This window comes from Oceanobacillus luteolus, from assembly GCF_023715655.1.
GTDB lineage: Bacteria > Bacillota > Bacilli > Bacillales > Amphibacillaceae > Oceanobacillus > Oceanobacillus luteolus.
In genome coordinates this window covers 1-16,670 of the sequence record NZ_JAMBON010000054.1, presented here as the reverse complement: position 1 = coordinate 16,670, position 16,670 = coordinate 1, and the positions used below count along the sequence as shown (strand labels likewise).

The 16,670-nt window shown below is 35.0% G+C and carries 25 protein-coding genes; 3 read left to right on the top strand and 22 right to left on the bottom strand.

What is annotated here, in order from left to right; all coding sequences use genetic code 11:
• Positions 1-211: 211 nt before the first annotated feature.
• From M3210_RS18170 to M3210_RS18140, 7 genes are all read right to left on the bottom strand, one after another.
• The gene (locus M3210_RS18170) at positions 212-760 is read right to left on the bottom strand and encodes a hypothetical protein (RefSeq protein ID WP_251517336.1); all 549 of its coding nucleotides are present in this window, start codon (positions 758-760) and stop codon (positions 212-214) included.
• Between the two features lie 34 nt (positions 761-794).
• Positions 795-1,310, bottom strand: coding sequence for a hypothetical protein (locus M3210_RS18165; RefSeq protein ID WP_251517334.1), 516 nt, complete (start codon positions 1,308-1,310; stop codon positions 795-797).
• A 181-nt stretch (positions 1,311-1,491) separates the two neighbouring features.
• Positions 1,492-2,433, bottom strand: coding sequence for an STM3941 family protein (locus M3210_RS18160; RefSeq protein WP_251517332.1), 942 nt, complete (start codon positions 2,431-2,433; stop codon positions 1,492-1,494).
• Between the two features lie 143 nt (positions 2,434-2,576).
• A complete protein-coding gene (locus M3210_RS18155) occupies positions 2,577-2,972 on the bottom strand; it encodes a hypothetical protein (RefSeq protein ID WP_251517330.1) in 396 nt (131 codons plus the stop codon).
• Positions 2,973-3,026: 54 nt separating this feature from the next.
• Positions 3,027-3,542, bottom strand: coding sequence for a hypothetical protein (locus M3210_RS18150; RefSeq protein ID WP_251517328.1), 516 nt, complete (start codon positions 3,540-3,542; stop codon positions 3,027-3,029).
• 63 nt (positions 3,543-3,605) lie between these two features.
• Entirely contained in the window at positions 3,606-4,208 is a 603-nt protein-coding gene (locus M3210_RS18145; protein WP_251517326.1) for a hypothetical protein, read from the bottom strand.
• A gap of 21 nt (positions 4,209-4,229) precedes the next feature.
• Entirely contained in the window at positions 4,230-4,673 is a 444-nt protein-coding gene (locus M3210_RS18140) for a hypothetical protein (protein ID WP_251517325.1), read from the bottom strand.
• Between the two features lie 430 nt (positions 4,674-5,103).
• Between M3210_RS18140 and M3210_RS18135 the strand changes: the two genes are divergently transcribed.
• A complete protein-coding gene (locus M3210_RS18135) occupies positions 5,104-5,670 on the top strand; it encodes a GNAT family N-acetyltransferase (protein WP_251517324.1) in 567 nt (188 codons plus the stop codon).
• Positions 5,671-5,770: 100 nt separating this feature from the next.
• Here M3210_RS18135 and M3210_RS18130 read toward each other — a convergent pair whose 3' ends face one another.
• Positions 5,771-6,583: a lipid II flippase Amj family protein gene (locus M3210_RS18130; RefSeq protein ID WP_251517323.1), complete on the bottom strand. Its 813-nt coding sequence runs from the start codon at positions 6,581-6,583 to the stop codon at positions 5,771-5,773.
• 214 nt (positions 6,584-6,797) lie between these two features.
• On the opposite strand from M3210_RS18130, the gene brnQ reads away from it, so the two are divergent.
• Positions 6,798-8,177 carry a branched-chain amino acid transport system II carrier protein gene (brnQ, locus tag M3210_RS18125; protein WP_251517321.1) on the top strand — a complete coding sequence of 460 codons (1,380 nt, stop codon included), beginning with the start codon at positions 6,798-6,800 and terminating at the stop codon, positions 8,175-8,177.
• A gap of 25 nt (positions 8,178-8,202) precedes the next feature.
• Here brnQ and M3210_RS18120 read toward each other — a convergent pair whose 3' ends face one another.
• The 8 genes from M3210_RS18120 to M3210_RS18085 form a co-directional block, all read right to left on the bottom strand.
• On the bottom strand, positions 8,203-9,291 hold the full coding sequence (locus tag M3210_RS18120) for a DUF4179 domain-containing protein (protein ID WP_251517320.1): 1,089 nt from the start codon (positions 9,289-9,291) through the stop codon (positions 8,203-8,205).
• Positions 9,275-9,817 carry a sigma-70 family RNA polymerase sigma factor gene (locus tag M3210_RS18115; RefSeq protein ID WP_251517319.1) on the bottom strand — a complete coding sequence of 181 codons (543 nt, stop codon included), beginning with the start codon at positions 9,815-9,817 and terminating at the stop codon, positions 9,275-9,277. The genes M3210_RS18120 and M3210_RS18115 overlap by 17 nt, the downstream gene beginning before the upstream one ends.
• Positions 9,818-10,015: 198 nt before the next feature.
• Positions 10,016-10,582, bottom strand: a complete 567-nt coding sequence (locus tag M3210_RS18110; protein ID WP_251517318.1) for a DUF6434 domain-containing protein — start codon at positions 10,580-10,582, stop codon at positions 10,016-10,018.
• Between the two features lie 81 nt (positions 10,583-10,663).
• Entirely contained in the window at positions 10,664-11,269 is a 606-nt protein-coding gene (locus M3210_RS18105; protein WP_251517317.1) for a YgaN family protein, read from the bottom strand.
• A 38-nt stretch (positions 11,270-11,307) separates the two neighbouring features.
• Positions 11,308-11,694 (bottom strand): hypothetical protein, encoded by a 387-nt coding sequence (locus M3210_RS18100; protein WP_251517316.1) that lies wholly within the window; start codon positions 11,692-11,694, stop codon positions 11,308-11,310.
• Positions 11,695-11,724: 30 nt separating this feature from the next.
• Positions 11,725-11,979 carry a hypothetical protein gene (locus M3210_RS18095; RefSeq protein WP_251517315.1) on the bottom strand — a complete coding sequence of 85 codons (255 nt, stop codon included), beginning with the start codon at positions 11,977-11,979 and terminating at the stop codon, positions 11,725-11,727.
• Between the two features lie 156 nt (positions 11,980-12,135).
• Positions 12,136-12,576 (bottom strand): GNAT family N-acetyltransferase, encoded by a 441-nt coding sequence (locus tag M3210_RS18090; protein WP_251517314.1) that lies wholly within the window; start codon positions 12,574-12,576, stop codon positions 12,136-12,138.
• Between the two features lie 138 nt (positions 12,577-12,714).
• Positions 12,715-13,152, bottom strand: a complete 438-nt coding sequence (locus M3210_RS18085) for a VOC family protein (RefSeq protein WP_251517313.1) — start codon at positions 13,150-13,152, stop codon at positions 12,715-12,717.
• Positions 13,153-13,481: 329 nt separating this feature from the next.
• Here M3210_RS18085 and arr point away from each other — a divergent pair, with 329 nt between their 5' ends.
• The gene (gene arr, locus M3210_RS18080; protein WP_251517312.1) at positions 13,482-13,898 is read left to right on the top strand and encodes an NAD(+)--rifampin ADP-ribosyltransferase; all 417 of its coding nucleotides are present in this window, start codon (positions 13,482-13,484) and stop codon (positions 13,896-13,898) included.
• Positions 13,899-13,980: 82 nt separating this feature from the next.
• Here the strand turns inward: arr and M3210_RS18075 are convergent, their stop codons facing one another.
• The 6 genes from M3210_RS18075 to M3210_RS18050 form a co-directional block, all read right to left on the bottom strand.
• Complete coding sequence (locus M3210_RS18075; RefSeq protein WP_251517311.1) at positions 13,981-14,493, bottom strand: GNAT family N-acetyltransferase; 513 nt, start codon at positions 14,491-14,493, stop codon at positions 13,981-13,983.
• A gap of 21 nt (positions 14,494-14,514) precedes the next feature.
• Positions 14,515-14,682 (bottom strand): hypothetical protein, encoded by a 168-nt coding sequence (locus M3210_RS18070; protein WP_251517310.1) that lies wholly within the window; start codon positions 14,680-14,682, stop codon positions 14,515-14,517.
• A gap of 87 nt (positions 14,683-14,769) precedes the next feature.
• A complete protein-coding gene (locus M3210_RS18065) occupies positions 14,770-14,934 on the bottom strand; it encodes a hypothetical protein (protein ID WP_251517309.1) in 165 nt (54 codons plus the stop codon).
• A 116-nt stretch (positions 14,935-15,050) separates the two neighbouring features.
• Positions 15,051-15,500 (bottom strand): GNAT family N-acetyltransferase, encoded by a 450-nt coding sequence (locus tag M3210_RS18060; RefSeq protein ID WP_251517308.1) that lies wholly within the window; start codon positions 15,498-15,500, stop codon positions 15,051-15,053.
• A gap of 15 nt (positions 15,501-15,515) precedes the next feature.
• Positions 15,516-15,881, bottom strand: coding sequence for a MazG nucleotide pyrophosphohydrolase domain-containing protein (locus tag M3210_RS18055; RefSeq protein ID WP_251517307.1), 366 nt, complete (start codon positions 15,879-15,881; stop codon positions 15,516-15,518).
• A 2-nt stretch (positions 15,882-15,883) separates the two neighbouring features.
• On the bottom strand, positions 15,884-16,294 hold the full coding sequence (locus M3210_RS18050) for a hypothetical protein (protein WP_251517306.1): 411 nt from the start codon (positions 16,292-16,294) through the stop codon (positions 15,884-15,886).
• Positions 16,295-16,670: the final 376 nt, after the last annotated feature.

The window sequence follows — 16,670 nt, the reverse complement described above, 5'->3', positions numbered from 1 at the left end:
ATACCTAGCTTTCCATTCTATTCTTTTGTTAGCATCGTTCATTGGCATAACCTCCAGATTTTTTTCTAAAGAGATTATCTCAAGAACGGATATTTAATAGAAGGTGTTCATTGTTTGACGCTTACGAATATGTAATAGTATTGGAACATAAGATTGCTTTGAAAGGCAGACTTAGGAATGCTATCTTTCCAGTGGGAATAACTTTATAAAATCATAAATCAATCTCCTTCCGTTGAAATTTTTTAAGTATCACATTACGTGTAAAAGGTCTAGTTAATAAAATAATATAAATTGGTACTAGCCCTAAACCAAAAACAATCAAAGGCTCAATTTGGCGAATCATTACGAAAAGCACTAAACCAATAAGAGACAAGAACAAACATAATCCTAATCCGAGAATTAATTCTCTACGAAGTTGTTTTCTTCCCATGTCTGCAATGTGTTTCATATTATCTTTATTATAAAATTCATGATGCTCCATCCGTTGAAAATAAAATTGATTCATTAGTACTTTTGAAATAACGAAGCAACTTATCAATAATACTACAAATAGAAATAAATCTAATAAAGGATTCCTATAGTGCTGATAGATTCCGTTCAGCATTTTGGAACCATAGAGAAATAAAAAGAATAGCCCCATATAGGTTAACGATGAACCTAACTTTCGGTGCGAAAATCTGTATAGCTTATTTTGCTCTGTATCATAAAAAATTGTATAAATTTCTTTCTCTTTATAAATTGGGATTAAATTCTTTTGCACTTTTTCACCCCTCATTCATTGAATACAACAAAGTTTATATGTATAACTTAATCCTCTCTAATGGTAAGCGGCATAAATATACTATAAAAAATATCATTGAAAAAAACATAAATATTAAAAAAACAATATTCTTAAATACAAAAAATAAATATACTAAAAGAAGTACAATGCAAAAACTGATTAATGCAATAGATACTTCTAATTTGAATACTTTCTCTCCTCGTTCTATATAATCCTTTACCTCTGCTTCTGTAAAATAAATTTCCCTTAATTCTTCATAAACGAATTTTTTATAGAATAGCATTCCAGAGACTATCCCAATACCCACAAGACATAGAATAAATAGGATAACCATTAGATTGGAGATAGAGGGCGATATATCTTTTATGCCTCTTAATAGGGCTAAAATAGGAAAAAAAGCAATCCAAAAGTATTTCTGACTGAGTTCTTTTTGATACGCCTTGTATGGGCGATTAGTTTGCTTATCGATAAAAATCGTGAAATTTTGGCGTTCTTTAAAATTCTGCGTATAGATGGGGATCAACTTCATTTTTCTTTACCTCCATTCTTTTGTACAGAAAAACCGTTCTAAACTTTATCATACTGATTGAAATGAAAAGAAGCACTAATTCATGCTTCTTTTTTAGGGTTATAGATAATGGTTGAATGGCCCTTAATTATAACCATCTATATTCCTTCAATAGATAGTTAGTTTTCAACCCTAGTGTTTCCTACCGCTTAATTCGAATTACGATCATACGTATCAACAAAAACAATATTCCAAAGGGAGCAATTAAAAAACTTACATGGAATAGAATAAAATCAAACATATATAATAATTGTTTGAAATAATAAGTAACACCTTTCTGCTTTTCTATTTTATGTCTAAACTTAAACCCAAATAACCAATCAATTAACACTTTGGCAAAAGGATAAATAATGAAGTTAAATATAATATAAGATAAATAATTATTATTTCTACCAAGCAGTAAATAGAAAAATATAAACGAAAGGGCAAATATCATGAAGCCATGACTATACGATTTTAAAAAATATGAACGATTGATGGATCGCTCGACCTCTGGAGTTGGATTATATTTTTCCAATAAATCCACTTCTTTATGATGTTTTTGCGCAGTTTCAATAAAAGTAGATTCAATACTTATTTTTTGTTGAATAATAAAATCTAACGCCCCTAAAAGTGCAGAACGTTCTTTTTTCCGAATAGCATTTAAGCCAATAGTAAATAAAGAAAATCCAGTTACTCGATTCATAAATAATCTAATTTTATTATGTAAGGACAATTGAGCAAAATAATCATCTTCTTCATATAAAACAATCTCCAATATTTTTTGAAATGAAACTTCAGATATCTTTATATTTTCTATATCACTAAAATAAATTGTTACTTCACTTTTCGTAAACGGATCTAACTGAATATATTCCTCTGTGATGATGATATATGGATAGCCTCGGAACATCTTCAATATATTTGCACCAGCAAAAAAACTTAACATAACAATAGTAAACAATATCAAAAAGAAAATTAGTATAGATTCTATATAAGCAACATATATCAAGAAAGTTCCCATAGCGACAAATAATAATGAGAAAATAATTCCAAGAAAAAGTTTGCCTTTCGAATGGTAAAATTCTATTTTATCATGTATCAATATAAAGTCCCCTCACACTATAAACATTGTTTGTTGTTTAAAATTTTTATACAATGGAATGGCCAAGATGGGAACAATTCAACTTATGCTAATCCATCAGCACTTACAGTGTTATATTCCCTGTTCGCACCTCCAATATCTTTTCACATTAGATTGTGTAAATTCTTCATTCCAGATGTGAAAACAATTTGTACACCAGCAATCATATATAACAATCCAACTCCTAATACCGGTAACGCAGGGAAACCTAAGAAAATCAATATAATACCAAGTCCCTTTGCCGGCTTGACAACAGCTCGTTTACTGATAAATAGGCCTGCTATACCTAAAACAATCAGATAAAATAAGATACCCAACCAGAATAGAAAAGCTGAAGGGTGACTGGCGATTTCCCATATCCTTCCGATAGTTTGTTCTCCATTGATAGTGATCGTTACAGGTGTCACTATACTGATCAAAATCAAGACGGCTGCGATACTTAAACAAATGATTCCGCCGATTTTTGATAACAATCTTCCCATCCATATATTTTTATCCATCTTCACGATCCCCTTTTTGACTCCGAATTTACTCCTATATTCTACTGCCCCTCATCATCTTTCAGATGACCTACGACCACTCTCCACATACTTCGATTCCTCATTTTTCTGGAATATGCCTGCTTCTTGGAAAATTTTCCTGAAATGAACCGTCATCATCACCAGGCTCGCAGCAAATAGTACGTACCCCACTCCTACTAAATAAGGTGCAACCGTATAAAATATAGGAAGGTGAACATTATCTGTGATGAGTCTATCAATATAATCATATTGATAGATTTGGAAATAAATAAGCCCGGTCCCTCCGAAATACATCACCATCATCAACAAAATATAAGGGATTTTCGAATGGGTATTTTTCTCAAAATCAATCGCGGCTTTCACGAATATATTATTAGACCCCTGCACCTTTCTTTTCTTTCCGATTGCAATGATCCTCAGAAATAGATTGGGGATAAATATGAGCATCATAACGAAGATGGAAATGTATCCAATCGGTAGGTTATAGAGGCTGATTCCGTTAATGATGAGACTTAAAAAGGCAGTAAGTAATACATATCTTGCTTTCATCCTGGTCCTCCATTTCAATTCATAGAAAAAATCCACTTGCTCTGTAAGGATTTACATTGTCTACTATTCTACCGTTTCAAAGTTGAAATTGTTAATCTCCATTACAAGATTTTCCTGACTTATTGTTTTCATCACATCAATTTGTTCTTGTGAAGTGACCGGAAGGAAGATAGGTAATGCTGTATTGTTTTCCATCACACCTACAGATTCCTCATCCAATGTGACCGGGAAGTTCTCCCAGACCATATCGCCTTCTGTACTACCCAGAGTGATGTCGAACGTTATATTTTTCACCGGAGTCCCTATTCGATTCACTCCTAAGAACAGCATTTGCTGATTCCCATTATCATCCACCATCATGGAAACAGATAGCATGGAGAAGTCATTCGGTGCACCGAACTTGATATTTTCATTAACGAATTCATTCAGTTGCTGATAGGTTTCATTATTTTCAATGGTGACACCTGACTCTGCATCCACTTTTGTCACCTGTAATTGTAAATCTTCTACTTCTGACTGAGCCCCATCGGGTTGCCCATTGCTTTTTTCTGTTTGAGTTGGGGTCTCTTCTATCTGTCTACTGTCGGATTCAACCTCCGTATTCCCACCACTGCATGCGGATAAGAATAAAAGTCCCATCATTAGAATGCCAATTATGTTCTTCATACTTCTCTCTCCTAAGCTTCATTATTTATTTATGAAATAATGATATAAAATTTGATCTAGCGTTCCTTTTTGCACTTTTCCTTCCGCGAAGGTTTTCACTTTAAAGAATACGAACAGCCCGACGAAATATATGATTGGTATCATAAACAGAATACAACTGACACGATTCATGACTACCAGTCTCCGCAGTTTTTCATCAGTAATATCCTTTTGCTTCGTTTCCTTTAAAAAAGCCAAACAGGAAAACCAGGTAATCAGGTAAAATACGAGAATAATTGAAAAGCCGATACTTGCTCCAATTTTCAATACCCGGATGGAGCCTTCATATGTATCTTGCAGAAGAACTGCCGTTAAACCAGTAATCACAACCGTAAGTGCAAAAACGATCGGAATGATGATACCTAAACGGACAGCCTTTCTGGAAGATGATATCAATAAATACCATACTTTGCTTTCATCTGTCATCTTACCTGCTCCTTCATTGTTGGTTCCTTATCTGTTTTTATTATTAGCATCTTTTAAACTTATTTACAATATTACCCAGTAAATTAATAGAATACAAATATAAAAGTTAACCTAGTACAGAGCCACATCACAAACTGGCGGGCTTATCATAACGGTTTTAATTGCTGCCTTATTCTACTGGAAAGGCAATAAAAACCGCAGAGAAAACATTGAGGTTGATGTTGAAGTTTCGTATGATAAGACGTCCTAAAATAAATGATAGGCTGGATCTGAGGTTAGGTCCAGCTTTTTTCCTATGCTGCTTGTTAAAAGATTGCCCGGAAGTCTCAAGTTTCCCCGATTAAGAAAATGATTTTTATAAGTACTGTATAAATCGAAGCTATTGATTTATAATAAACGCAATCCTGAAATAAGTTATGGAGGTTTTGCCGTGGAATGGTATGAAAAGTTGAAGAGATATTTTCCAGTAGAAGAGATGAAGTCCAGAGAGCATATGGAACTCCTATTAGATGACAAAGGTGAAGTATATCATAAGGATGAAAATAAGAACCATGTCATGCTTTATGCGGAATTTGATACATTTATTTTTATTGATTACTTGTGGGTATCCAGTGAATCAAGAGGTCAGGGAATTGGCCATCAACTCATCGAAAAACTGAAAAAGAAAAACAAACCGATTATCTTAGAAGTTGAACCGGTCAATTATGAAGATACAGATACGGAAAAGAGATTGCGTTTCTACTCAAGGGAGAATTTCAAACATGCCGACTCGATCATCTACCGCAATCGTTCCTTTCAAACCGACGAGGATGCACCATTAGAGATTCTATACTGGTCACCGAATGATGAATCGGAAGCATTAATCTATGAACAGATGAAAACAATCTATGAGGAAATACATACGTACAAAGCGAAAGAAATATATGGTAAGGAAATTGATCCGGTGGAACGTGCTTTAGAGTATAAGGAAGCTGATGATGAAGAGATTGAAGCATAACTAGATAATAGTAAATAAAAGTAATCCCTCATCTGACTAAATGATGAGGGATTACTTTTACTGGTGAGATTGATGGTTTTGGCCATATAAATTAATAAAATCAAAAAAACGTCGTAAACCACGCAATATATTTAGCTCCTGGAATAAACAATAATTGTGCAAGAATCGTTCCGCATAATCTTGATAAAACCATCATAATGGAAATGCTTTTTAATGATAAATAACTACCTCTGTCATTCACAACATCATCTGCGATTACAGATACCTTTGGATCAACAAAGATAACCAACAAAATCGTTGCAAGACCATTTATCAGCCCCGATGCCATTGTTGCCGTCAATTCTCTTTCAGGCACTAATAATGCTGCATATAATGCAGATAGTACACCTATTGTATAGATTGCAGTAATAATCATATTCACAAAAAACAATCTTATGGGGATATCTTTTATTTTTGTGTTTCTTAAGTACGAGAATTTAGGGAGACTAAAATGGGTCAACCCTCGCTTGATGTAATGTAATGAAAAAATTCTCTTGAACAAAGACGGTACGGAACCCTTCTCTTCCGACAAATGAATGATCGCCCTTGAAAACAGTGCGACAAAAGTTGGGAGAAGCAGTATTCCAAAAATTGTTCCTACGGTTGAAGCCCCTATCAGAAAACGATATTGCGCTTCAACAAACTCTAAAGCATTACTTTCGGGAGCGGTATCAACTAAATTACCAGTAACCGGTTGATGCATCATATTCGCCAATCGCGAAACAATCACCATAACATTAAACAATGATAAAGCAGAAGCAATCATCTTTACCCTTGCACCAGACAGTCTCACAGCATAAGCGAGCGTTTCAATCGAATGAATGATAAATATAAATAAAGCGATAAATATTAGTTTTTCAGTGATGAATTCCATATGCCACCTTCTCTTTGCTCCTGTTTAGATGATATTCTACCATAATATTCCTTACTTTGAATTAATATCGAAGTAATAAAGACAGGCCAAAACTATTCATAGATAACTTCCACTAGAGTGAAAGATTTTACTATTTTTATAATGATTTTTGCTATAGCTAACTCGCGAAGATGGTGATAGAATAGATAAAATTCATCTAGAAGGGAACATAATTATGCAGCAAAAAATATCATTCTCTACTTATGCCATCATTGGCACTATGCTTTTCGGTATGTTCTTTGGTGCCGGAAATCTTATTTTTCCGATTCAAATGGGACAACTTGCTGGAACCAATTTTTGGCCAGCTTTAATCGGATTCCTCATAACCGCAATCGGGCTGCCAATCATCGGCATTTTAGCATTTGGTTTATCTGGAAGTAGTGGATTACGCGATTTGGCAAGTAGAGTCCATCCACTATTTGGAATTGTGTTCTCCATAGCTCTTTACTTGACGATTGGGCCATTCTTTGCCATCCCAAGAACAGCAACAGTCCCTTTCGTCGTTGGGTTTGAACCATATATCAATCCAGCACATACAGGTTTATATCTGGGGCTTTTCAGCTTTATATTTTTTGCAATCGTCTACTACTTTTCTTTAAATCCAGCAAAGATTATGGACTATATCGGCAAATATTTAACTCCGGCATTCTTACTGTTTTTATCGGTCATCATTCTTATTGCCATCATCAAACCAATGGGTGCATTCGGTCAGCCAACTGGTGATTATAGTAATCTAGCGTTTATCACTGGATTTAAAGAGGGTTATAACACGATGGATGCCCTGGCATCACTCGCATTCGGTATCGTTGTCATCCACGCAATTAAGAGACAAGGCATCACGGATTCCAAGGACATTGCGAAAGCGACGTTAAAATCAGGAATCTTTGCCATGATTCTTATGATGCTGATATACGGTCTCATCACTTATATGGGGGCATCAAGCGTATCTGCCATCGGAACTTATGAAAATGGCGGGTTGATCTTTGCCGCAGTGGCTCAGCATTATTTCGGTTCCTATGGAAATATTTTACTGGCAATCATTATTGTATTAGCTTGTTTAAAAACGAGTATCGGACTGATTACGGCTTGTAGTGAATTCTTCAATCGGGTCTTCCCTAGAGTCAGCTATAAATGGTTTGTATTCATTCTTTGTCTGATGTCATTTATCATTGCAAACTTCGGTCTGACCAACATTATTCAATTTGCGATTCCTGTTTTGATGTTATTATATCCGATAGCAATTATACTGATTTTACTAACGCTTTGTTCATCATTCTTTAGCCATAAGCAAAGTGTTTACGCAGCGGCCATCTTCTTGACTTTCTGTGTCAGCTTCTTTGATGGCTATAGCGCGTTAGTGGATAGCTTGCCAGGCGCATCTTTCGCTATGTTTGAATCGGTTAAATTATTCTATATGGACTATTTACCACTTTATGATATTGGACTTGGCTGGATTGCACCCGCACTACTTGGTGTGTTAATCGGATTGTTCTTGCACAAAATATTAAAAAAACTGTTGTCTCCTAATGTAAAAACCAGCTTAGGTAATTCCTGAGCTGGTTTTCTTAATTTCTATGAATTCATTGAGGTATTTCCACTTTAAATGATTCAAATTCCACTGGCTTTAACAAATCCCCTTTAAACTCCAACTCTCTGACTTTACCGTCTTCACCCAATTCCACTCCGCCTCCATCCGTCGGAAGCGCTAGATAAGGGGTGATGGTTAGTTCGGTCACAGATGAATCGACGGGATCGTGCCGCTTTCTACTCGTAAACACTAATCTATCTTTCATTCTTTCACCAGATACCCCACCAGAATGATTCGTAATTTCATTTCCATTTTGGTCAACTACAACAAATTCTATATCACCTGCCCGACTTAACTCAAAGTCCTTAGCTGTTTCAGAACTCTCAAAAGAGATGCCGATCCCCGTTTCACTTAATGATAGTTCTGTTACAGTGAGGTCAATACCGTCAACATGTTGTGTATGCTGTACAGGAATTTTTTTGATGTCTGTAATTTGTTTTATTGGAGTAGAGAAATACCATGTTTCTCCCTTCTCTCCATGCAGAATTAATCCGAGTTCAAACTCATCCGGCATTTCCTCGCTTACGTCCATCCCTTGAATGGCAGTCCGAGTTGTAGATGATTGTATATCTTCCCCATAGTAACCTGAAGATCCTCCCATAGGTAATTCACCATTAATCGTAATATCTGCACCAGCACCAAAATAGAATTCTCCCAAGTCTTTTTCTGATTCGATGATATAACTTATCGTAATATTATTATTGTCATACAAAATTTCATCCACGGTCACAGAAATTCCATTGATTGTCTGTGTCTCCCCCACTTCACTTGTTAATCCTTTTTCATGAGCTTGACGTAAACCAATTAAGTCGGAGTCTCCGAAAACAGAGCCAATGAATGGAATCCTCGATAAGCTGTTTGCCAAGGCAGGAGAATAGGAAGAAGAAACTAGCAATATAACAAATATAGCTGCTACGCTACCTAATCCATATAATACTCTTCGTTTTCTACTCTTACTTTTCCCTTTATGTGAAACATCTTTCTTTTTCACCACTTGTGCCTCGGCTTGAGCAATACCTGTTTGAATCGCTGAACGAACATCATCTTTTGGAAAATCTGACGGGTCATGTGATTTTCTCATTTAATTGATAACTCCTTTCTAACTCCCTTTTCAACTTTTTCTTGGCTCTGTGCAGGTATGTTTTAATCGTACCGATAAGCTTTTCCATCACCTCGGAAATATCCTGAATCGACAAATCGTGATAGTAAAATAGAATGATGGATGTTTGATAGGATGAATTAAGTTTGGATAATGCCTCACTCAAATGAAATGATTCAATTTCTTTGTCCTGCTTACTTTCTAATCTTCTTAATAATTCGTTTTCTTCATAAGGAATGATTTGTTCCCGCTTTTTCAGTAACCTATAGCACTCCCGAATAAGAATGCGAAATAACCAAGTTGAAAAGTATTCTGGGTTTCGTAACTGACCAATCGAAAGAAATGCATTGCATGCTGTTTCTTGAATCACATCTAAAGCATCTTCCTTCTTCCCGACATACGAAAGAGCTTTAAAGTACAACATTTTTTCTTCTTTAAAAAGCAATTCCTCGAAGGATGCAACATCTCCATTTATGGCCCTCTTCACTGTATGTATATTATGTTTCACCTTAGTTTCCCCTCCCCTCACTAATTAGAGTAAACTGGGCATACGAAAAGTTTCAATTCCATAAAATTATTTTCAATTCCATAAAAATAGCATGTTATGATCGTAATCAAAACACGCTAATGTCATTTATTCCATATTAAATCAAATCGGTTAATTATCTATTCAACCTAGAAGTTTAATCTAGGAGAATTCGCATTTTTATTCGGAGACGTATTGATTACTTCCTGGAAGCTTTTTTATTTTATTCCAGGCTTTAATTGCTTCATCACGTTTTTTCCCTTGATTCTTTGGGTCAGCGAAAAAATCACGAATAAATTGATTATATTCAAACTGAGGTGCAATGACTTTTTCATATTTCGGGTCTTTTTTTCGTTCTTCTTCCTCATACCAAGCATTTAGAGCATCACGATATGTTTTTCCGATATTATTTTTAAAGTAGTTTTGGATATAAGTAGAAAAGTGAAATTTCGGGATAACTGTTTTGAAGAATGCTCTTACATCTTGACTACAACGATGATTTTCTGTAATAACCGTATCGAGACTTAATTCTGAATCGGTATCTATCTTTTTATTTACTTTTCGGTTTCTATTTGGCTTTACTATCTCACCTGTCAGAAGATAGGTTTTAATCCGATCAAAGAGTTCCGTCTTTGAACCAGTAGTACTCAACCCATTATTCCTACAAAATGTTTGTAATTCTTTCTTTAGCCAATAATACTCATCGAAGTCTTTCATGCTAATGTCTTTTGTTAGATTGGGTCTCATATCCCACACCCCATCCTTACACTTAATCATTCCCATGCTAAAAATCTTTCAATGCCCGAAAGAAGAAATCACTCATCAGCCTTATTTATTAATCTTCGCTTTAAGGAGATATACGACATTATAATCTTTCAAATCACTTATATGGCCTTCAGGATTTTGATAGAAATCTGTAGTAAGTGAGCTTATTCCATTTTCATTGTCAGAATAGCAAATACCTGCCAGCAACAATTCCTCTTGTTCGAATGTGATTTCTTCAGGAAAACTCCCCCATACACTCGCCATCTCTTCCAAATCTTGTACATGATTATCATAACTACTTATAGAAGCAACGCTCCCATCGTTGCCTATTCCAATATAGAATGGAAGGTACTCTTCTCTAGTACTGTCCTTAGGATTTGAAAAAATAATGGAACCATCTTTGTTTACCTGTGAAGTTAATTCCATTAATTGATCATCGACCAATTCACCGGCTTCATATTTTTCAATCCAGACCGATACTTTTGTGTACTCATCATCCAACTCAAAATCGAATACAAATGATTTATCTGAAGTTGTCGAAAGGATTGCATTCTCCCGGTCTGTTAATTCCGCAACTGAAATTTTGTTTTCAGTGGAATTACCGTTATTACAGGCACATAAAAATAATAAAAATAAAGCCATTAGTAATTTCGAACATAATCTATTCATTTCATCCCCCATTATCTCGGCCCAATCTCTTACAATAATTAAGTTTGGTAGTTTTTCTCATTAAATTTCGCTTTAAGGTTTAGAAAAATACCAACCCCTCCAGCAATAATCAGAAATAATTGCCCATAACCAAAATTTAACTTAAGCCAATATGTGAAAATCACTAATAACATGATTACGATAAAGACGATGACCATAATATTTCTATTATATTTATCCATCTTTGTTCCGCTCTTTTTCCTTTTATCCAACTTCACCCAAGCATAAAAGATATTTGCACTGATGGTTAAAAGAAGAGCTGGTATCCAATGGTATGGTAATGGCAAAAATATAAATAATAACAACGTAAGTATGATTAAAGGAATCATCCAAACAAACCACATTTTTACATACTTATTTTTAAAACTTAACTCGAATTCTTTCAATGCTTATCCCCCATTCTGGCCAAACATTTTCTACATAAATGCAATACAAATAAATAGAATAATAGATAGGGTGATCCTAGACCAAGTCATTTTTTTACTTATTCCTGCTTTATTCTCTAGGTAGCTGATATAACCCATCACTAAAATAAAACCGAATAGTATGAACGCATTTCCTACGGGATCATTCACTTTCCTTGAATACCAAACTGCAGCTAATGCAATGAGTATGCTTCCAATCGTACCCAAAATCATATTGAAATACAGTGTTTGTTTATTTTCTTTCAAAGTTCATCTCTCCATTTTTGTTGTTAAAAAACTGCCCCTGAAGGATGAACTCAATAAAAAGTTCGATGCCTTCGCAAGAAAATATGTATACAAAAGTTTAAATTTAGACAGAATTAAAGGACCGAACTCCTGTAAGATAATCATTATTCGACTTAGCTATTTTAAGGACGTTTTAAACACATAGCTTACTTTGTCATAATTCATTTTCTCTTCATAAAAACGATGCGCATCCGTTTTTTGTAAACCCGACGATAAAGCAATACTTTCATAGTTATATTCTTTTGCCCATCCGTGAACGTATTGAAGTAATTTTTCTCCATAGCCTTTTGAACGTCTTTTAGCGTCCGTCACTAAATCACAGACCCAAACAAATCTACCATAATATAGAGTGATCATCGGTTTAAAACCAATTACTGCAACGATTTCCCCATCATCCATTAACGCCACAAGATTATATCTATCTTTCGCTTTCGCCTCTAAAACTAGTCCCAGAAATGTTTTTTCGTCAAGATGGGTCCGTAATTGCTTCATTACTGGAAACGCCCGCATAATTTCACTTTCAGATTGCAATACCGCTATTGTTGTTGTTTTATCCATCTCTGCTCCCCCCCTAAGTTTACCAACATTTTCCTAATTCTAACACACTGTCTTCTTTTACAAAATACCCACTACTATAATAATTGATAACGTTTTCCTTTTTGACGAATTCGTTTAGTACAATAAAATAAAATCTGCTTATTTCATTTCCTCCGCCAATTCTAAAATGATACCCTCTGGACCACGCACGTAGCATAATTTATAGACATCTTTATATTGTCTGATCTCACTAAAAAGTTCAGTCCCTCTACTTTTTAATTTGGCAACAACAGTTTCAATATCTTCTACAGTAATAGCAATATGTCGAATGCCTAATGTATTTGCGGCGTGTTTCTGGACTTCTTGTTCATTAGATGGCGAAAGGAATTGGATTAGTTCTATCCACGTTTGACTATCGGACGTTCCCAACCCTACACATCTTACTTTTACGTCATGGAGCCCAATGGCATATCCCATCAAATCTCCTTCCATTTCCCATTCACCTTTCAACTCAAGACCAAGTTCAAGAAAAAAATCTTTCACAGCAGTAAGATCATTCACGACTATACCTACATGGTCGACTCTTTTGATTCTCAACGTTCGCACCTCCTAGGTAGGGTTATTTGGATAGTATTTGCTAGGGAAAGATTTTATAAACAAGAAGACTCGAGTGTGGCATCGAGAATAATTATGTTTATTTAATTCATGACTTTTTTCTCCATACATAAATTTAATAAAAAAGAGCATTAATCCCACTCAGATTAATGCTCTCGTTGATCACATATTAAAACAACAGCAGATGTTGCCTGCCATCATTCTGTCTAACTATATTATACTACGGATCCACGATTATTTATAGACTATTCTTTTGGCCGTCCCTGTACTATAGTAGTTATACAAATTTAATCATAGAGAGGTGTGTCCATATGAATAACAATAAAGTTGTCTTGGATCAAGGACCTTTTTTCCACGGTACGAAAGCTGAACTAAAGATTGGAGATTTGTTGGAGCCCCAACATTTATCAAATTATCAAGATAAGAAATCCAATCATATCTACTTTACTGCAACTTTAGACGCTGCTAAATGGGGCGCTGAATTAGCAAGCTCCTCCTCTAAAGAAAGAATTTATATTGTGGAACCATTAGGTGAGTTTGAAAATGATCCAAATTTGACCGACAAAAGATTTCCAGGAAACCCAACCCGTTCTTATCGGTCCAAATCTCCCTTGAAAATTATAGCTGAACTGCGGGCTTGGGAAAGACATACCGATGAAGAAATAGATCATATGGTCACCTCATTGAAGAAACTGAGTGAACAAGGAAAAGCAGTCATGGAAGATTAAATGTTTGAGTCCTATGAGTTGTGGTTGTGCTTTTTCGGACCACCACTCGTAGGACTCCTTCAATTACATGAAATTATGATTATTAATTCTTTTGATATAACGAATGTCCATCACTTGTACCTACCATCTCAAAACCATTGTTTAGATAAAATTCATTCAGTTTCACGTTATCCCCTACACAGTCTAACCTGAGCGCACTTTTTCCTTCCTTTCTAAGATGATTAACCATCCACTGTAAAACTACTTTTCCCAAGCCGGAGCCGATTTCGGAACGACTTAATGCTAAGCGATGGAGGTATACTGCATCATCATTCAATCTCCCCCAAACATGCTGGTCCCATTCAGTTTGTTCATGATAGAGTGTGAACGTGGCCACGATTTCCCCATCCCTTTTGACGATAAAGGTCTCTTTATTATGGATTGCCTGTCTTATTCCTTCGTCTTCCCCTCCGCTAGCCAGGAATCCCCATTGGTCAATTTGCCTTTCCTTTAGCCACTTTGCAGCATCTTTCAATAAGGAGATAATCTGGTCTGATTCCTTACTAGTTGCTAAAGAGATTTCATATCCATTCAACCTGTAGCTTGTATATTCCATATTCATACTCCTAATATTATGTTAGTTGAATTGGATTTTTTTAATATTTTCATAAGGTACTCCTGTTTCTATGTAACTTCTGATTAATTTCCAATCATCGTTTTCTTGCTTTCTGAACGTTTTAAAAAACAAACTCACATTATCTAACTTTTTTCCATCAATAACTAATGTAGCAGCTAAGATAGCCATCATTTCATCCTGCCCTAGAGGTATTACAGATATTTCATTTAGATCCCATTCGTTCTCTGCTTTCTTTGCAAATGCAAAGCCTTGTTCTCAACCAGATACTGATTCATCATAACCAAAGTCCACGATTTCACCGTCTGAAATTTCTCTAGCACTATATTCCTCGGAAATAATATTTTTCATGTCGGTCAATGATGAATTTCTCCAAATCTCTAAATACGAATCAAGAAACTTGCGGAATGAATTGTTTTCCATAAAATCTCCTCCATTTTGCATTCTCTTACTGCTCCTATATTTATTCAACAAAAAAGATGCTAATCCTGCTTCATATGTTCCCGTTTTAATTAGGACTCATATGAAAAGGACAACACTCATTCATCTAATAACCTCTTCTCAAGTATTATTTTATGTAATCCATTTTTATCTGTATAAGTATCCATAACATCAAAACCATTTTTTATATTCAAAACTAACATATGACGCCATCTATTCATTGTTTTTGTTTGAACAACATGATAACCTTCATCTTTTAAATACTGATGTTGTTTTTCCATCAACATAGAAGCAATACCTTGCCCTCTGTAATTCGGATCCACTCCGCCCAGCCAACTATAAAACGTACGATTATCCAGTTCATATCCAATTTTATATCCAATAACTCTCTTACCGTCCATTGCTACAATGACCAACAATTTAGTTTTACTTCTCATTTTATTAATCAAATCATTCGGAGTACCAAAAATTTCTTTATGCAACTCCTCCATTCCTTTTAAAACATCATTGGTGGGCATTGAGTTAAATATACGAAAATCAAACGACAAAAGTATCCCTCCATCTTAAAAGTGCGATTCAACTGGAGATTCATACTCCTTATGTTTAACTTCTAAAAATTCCTCTAAATTGGGTGAGTGATTATATTTAATTGCTGCTTCTCTATCTTTTTCAATAATTGCATTTGTTAAATCGATATGATTGATGCTTGCGATTGCTACCACATAGTGGATAACATCGACTAACTCTTTTTCTAGAGATGTTTTCTCCGTATTTTCTTTTCTTCCTTCTAATTGGTTAAGCACCTCAGCGACTTCACCAATTTCTTCTACCAGTTTCATAAATAGAGCAGATGAAGTATGTCCCCCACTGTATTTCAATGCAAGGTAACGTTGTAACTCATCAAACGTTAATTGTTTATCATTCTCCACGTTTACACACCTTTCAAATCTGAGTGTCCCCGACTGATACCCTTTTTAAATACACCGACTAACAAAAGGATAAGTCCAATAATGAATAAAATCGGAAATATAAATAACATTATCAGTGCTGCAAAACCATCTCTTTCAATAATTGCAACAGTAAATCCGATGGAAAAAGCCAAGGGTGCTGAAATTAACAGCATAATAGTTATTCCCCATAACTGATACTTTCTTTTTTCGACCTTTCCTACACTCAACAAGCAGGCTATGGATACACTAAGCAGCGTGATCAAATAACCTAAATAAATTTTAGCCGCGATCGTAAAGCTACTTGGATAAAAAAGATTCATAATCCAAGCGATGACGAGAATAACCAATGGAATAAAAAGGATGATTAAAATAATTCGTTTATATTTGCTCATACCTATTTCCTTTCTTTTTATAAATTCCCAATATGGAAAATTTCCCCTTATACTATATATTCCACAAAAAAGATGCTATTCCTTCTTGAAGGATTCCTACTCTTTTAATGATTTAAACACTCTATTTGCTTTTTCCTCGTCAAGTAAGTTCAACTTTTACTCCTCTGACTAACTTATTCTTTTTCAGCTTTAAAATACTTCAGCAATCAGAGTATTTACTACCATTTCAGTTAAAATTTCGGGTCTAACGTAAACCCGTAATCAAACAACGCATACAAAAATGAAGCACCTCTTGCTAAGATAGAAATATCAATTGAAGGAGGTGCTTTTCTATGCCACATGAAGAACTAATCATCGTGCCCGTAACACTCCATCC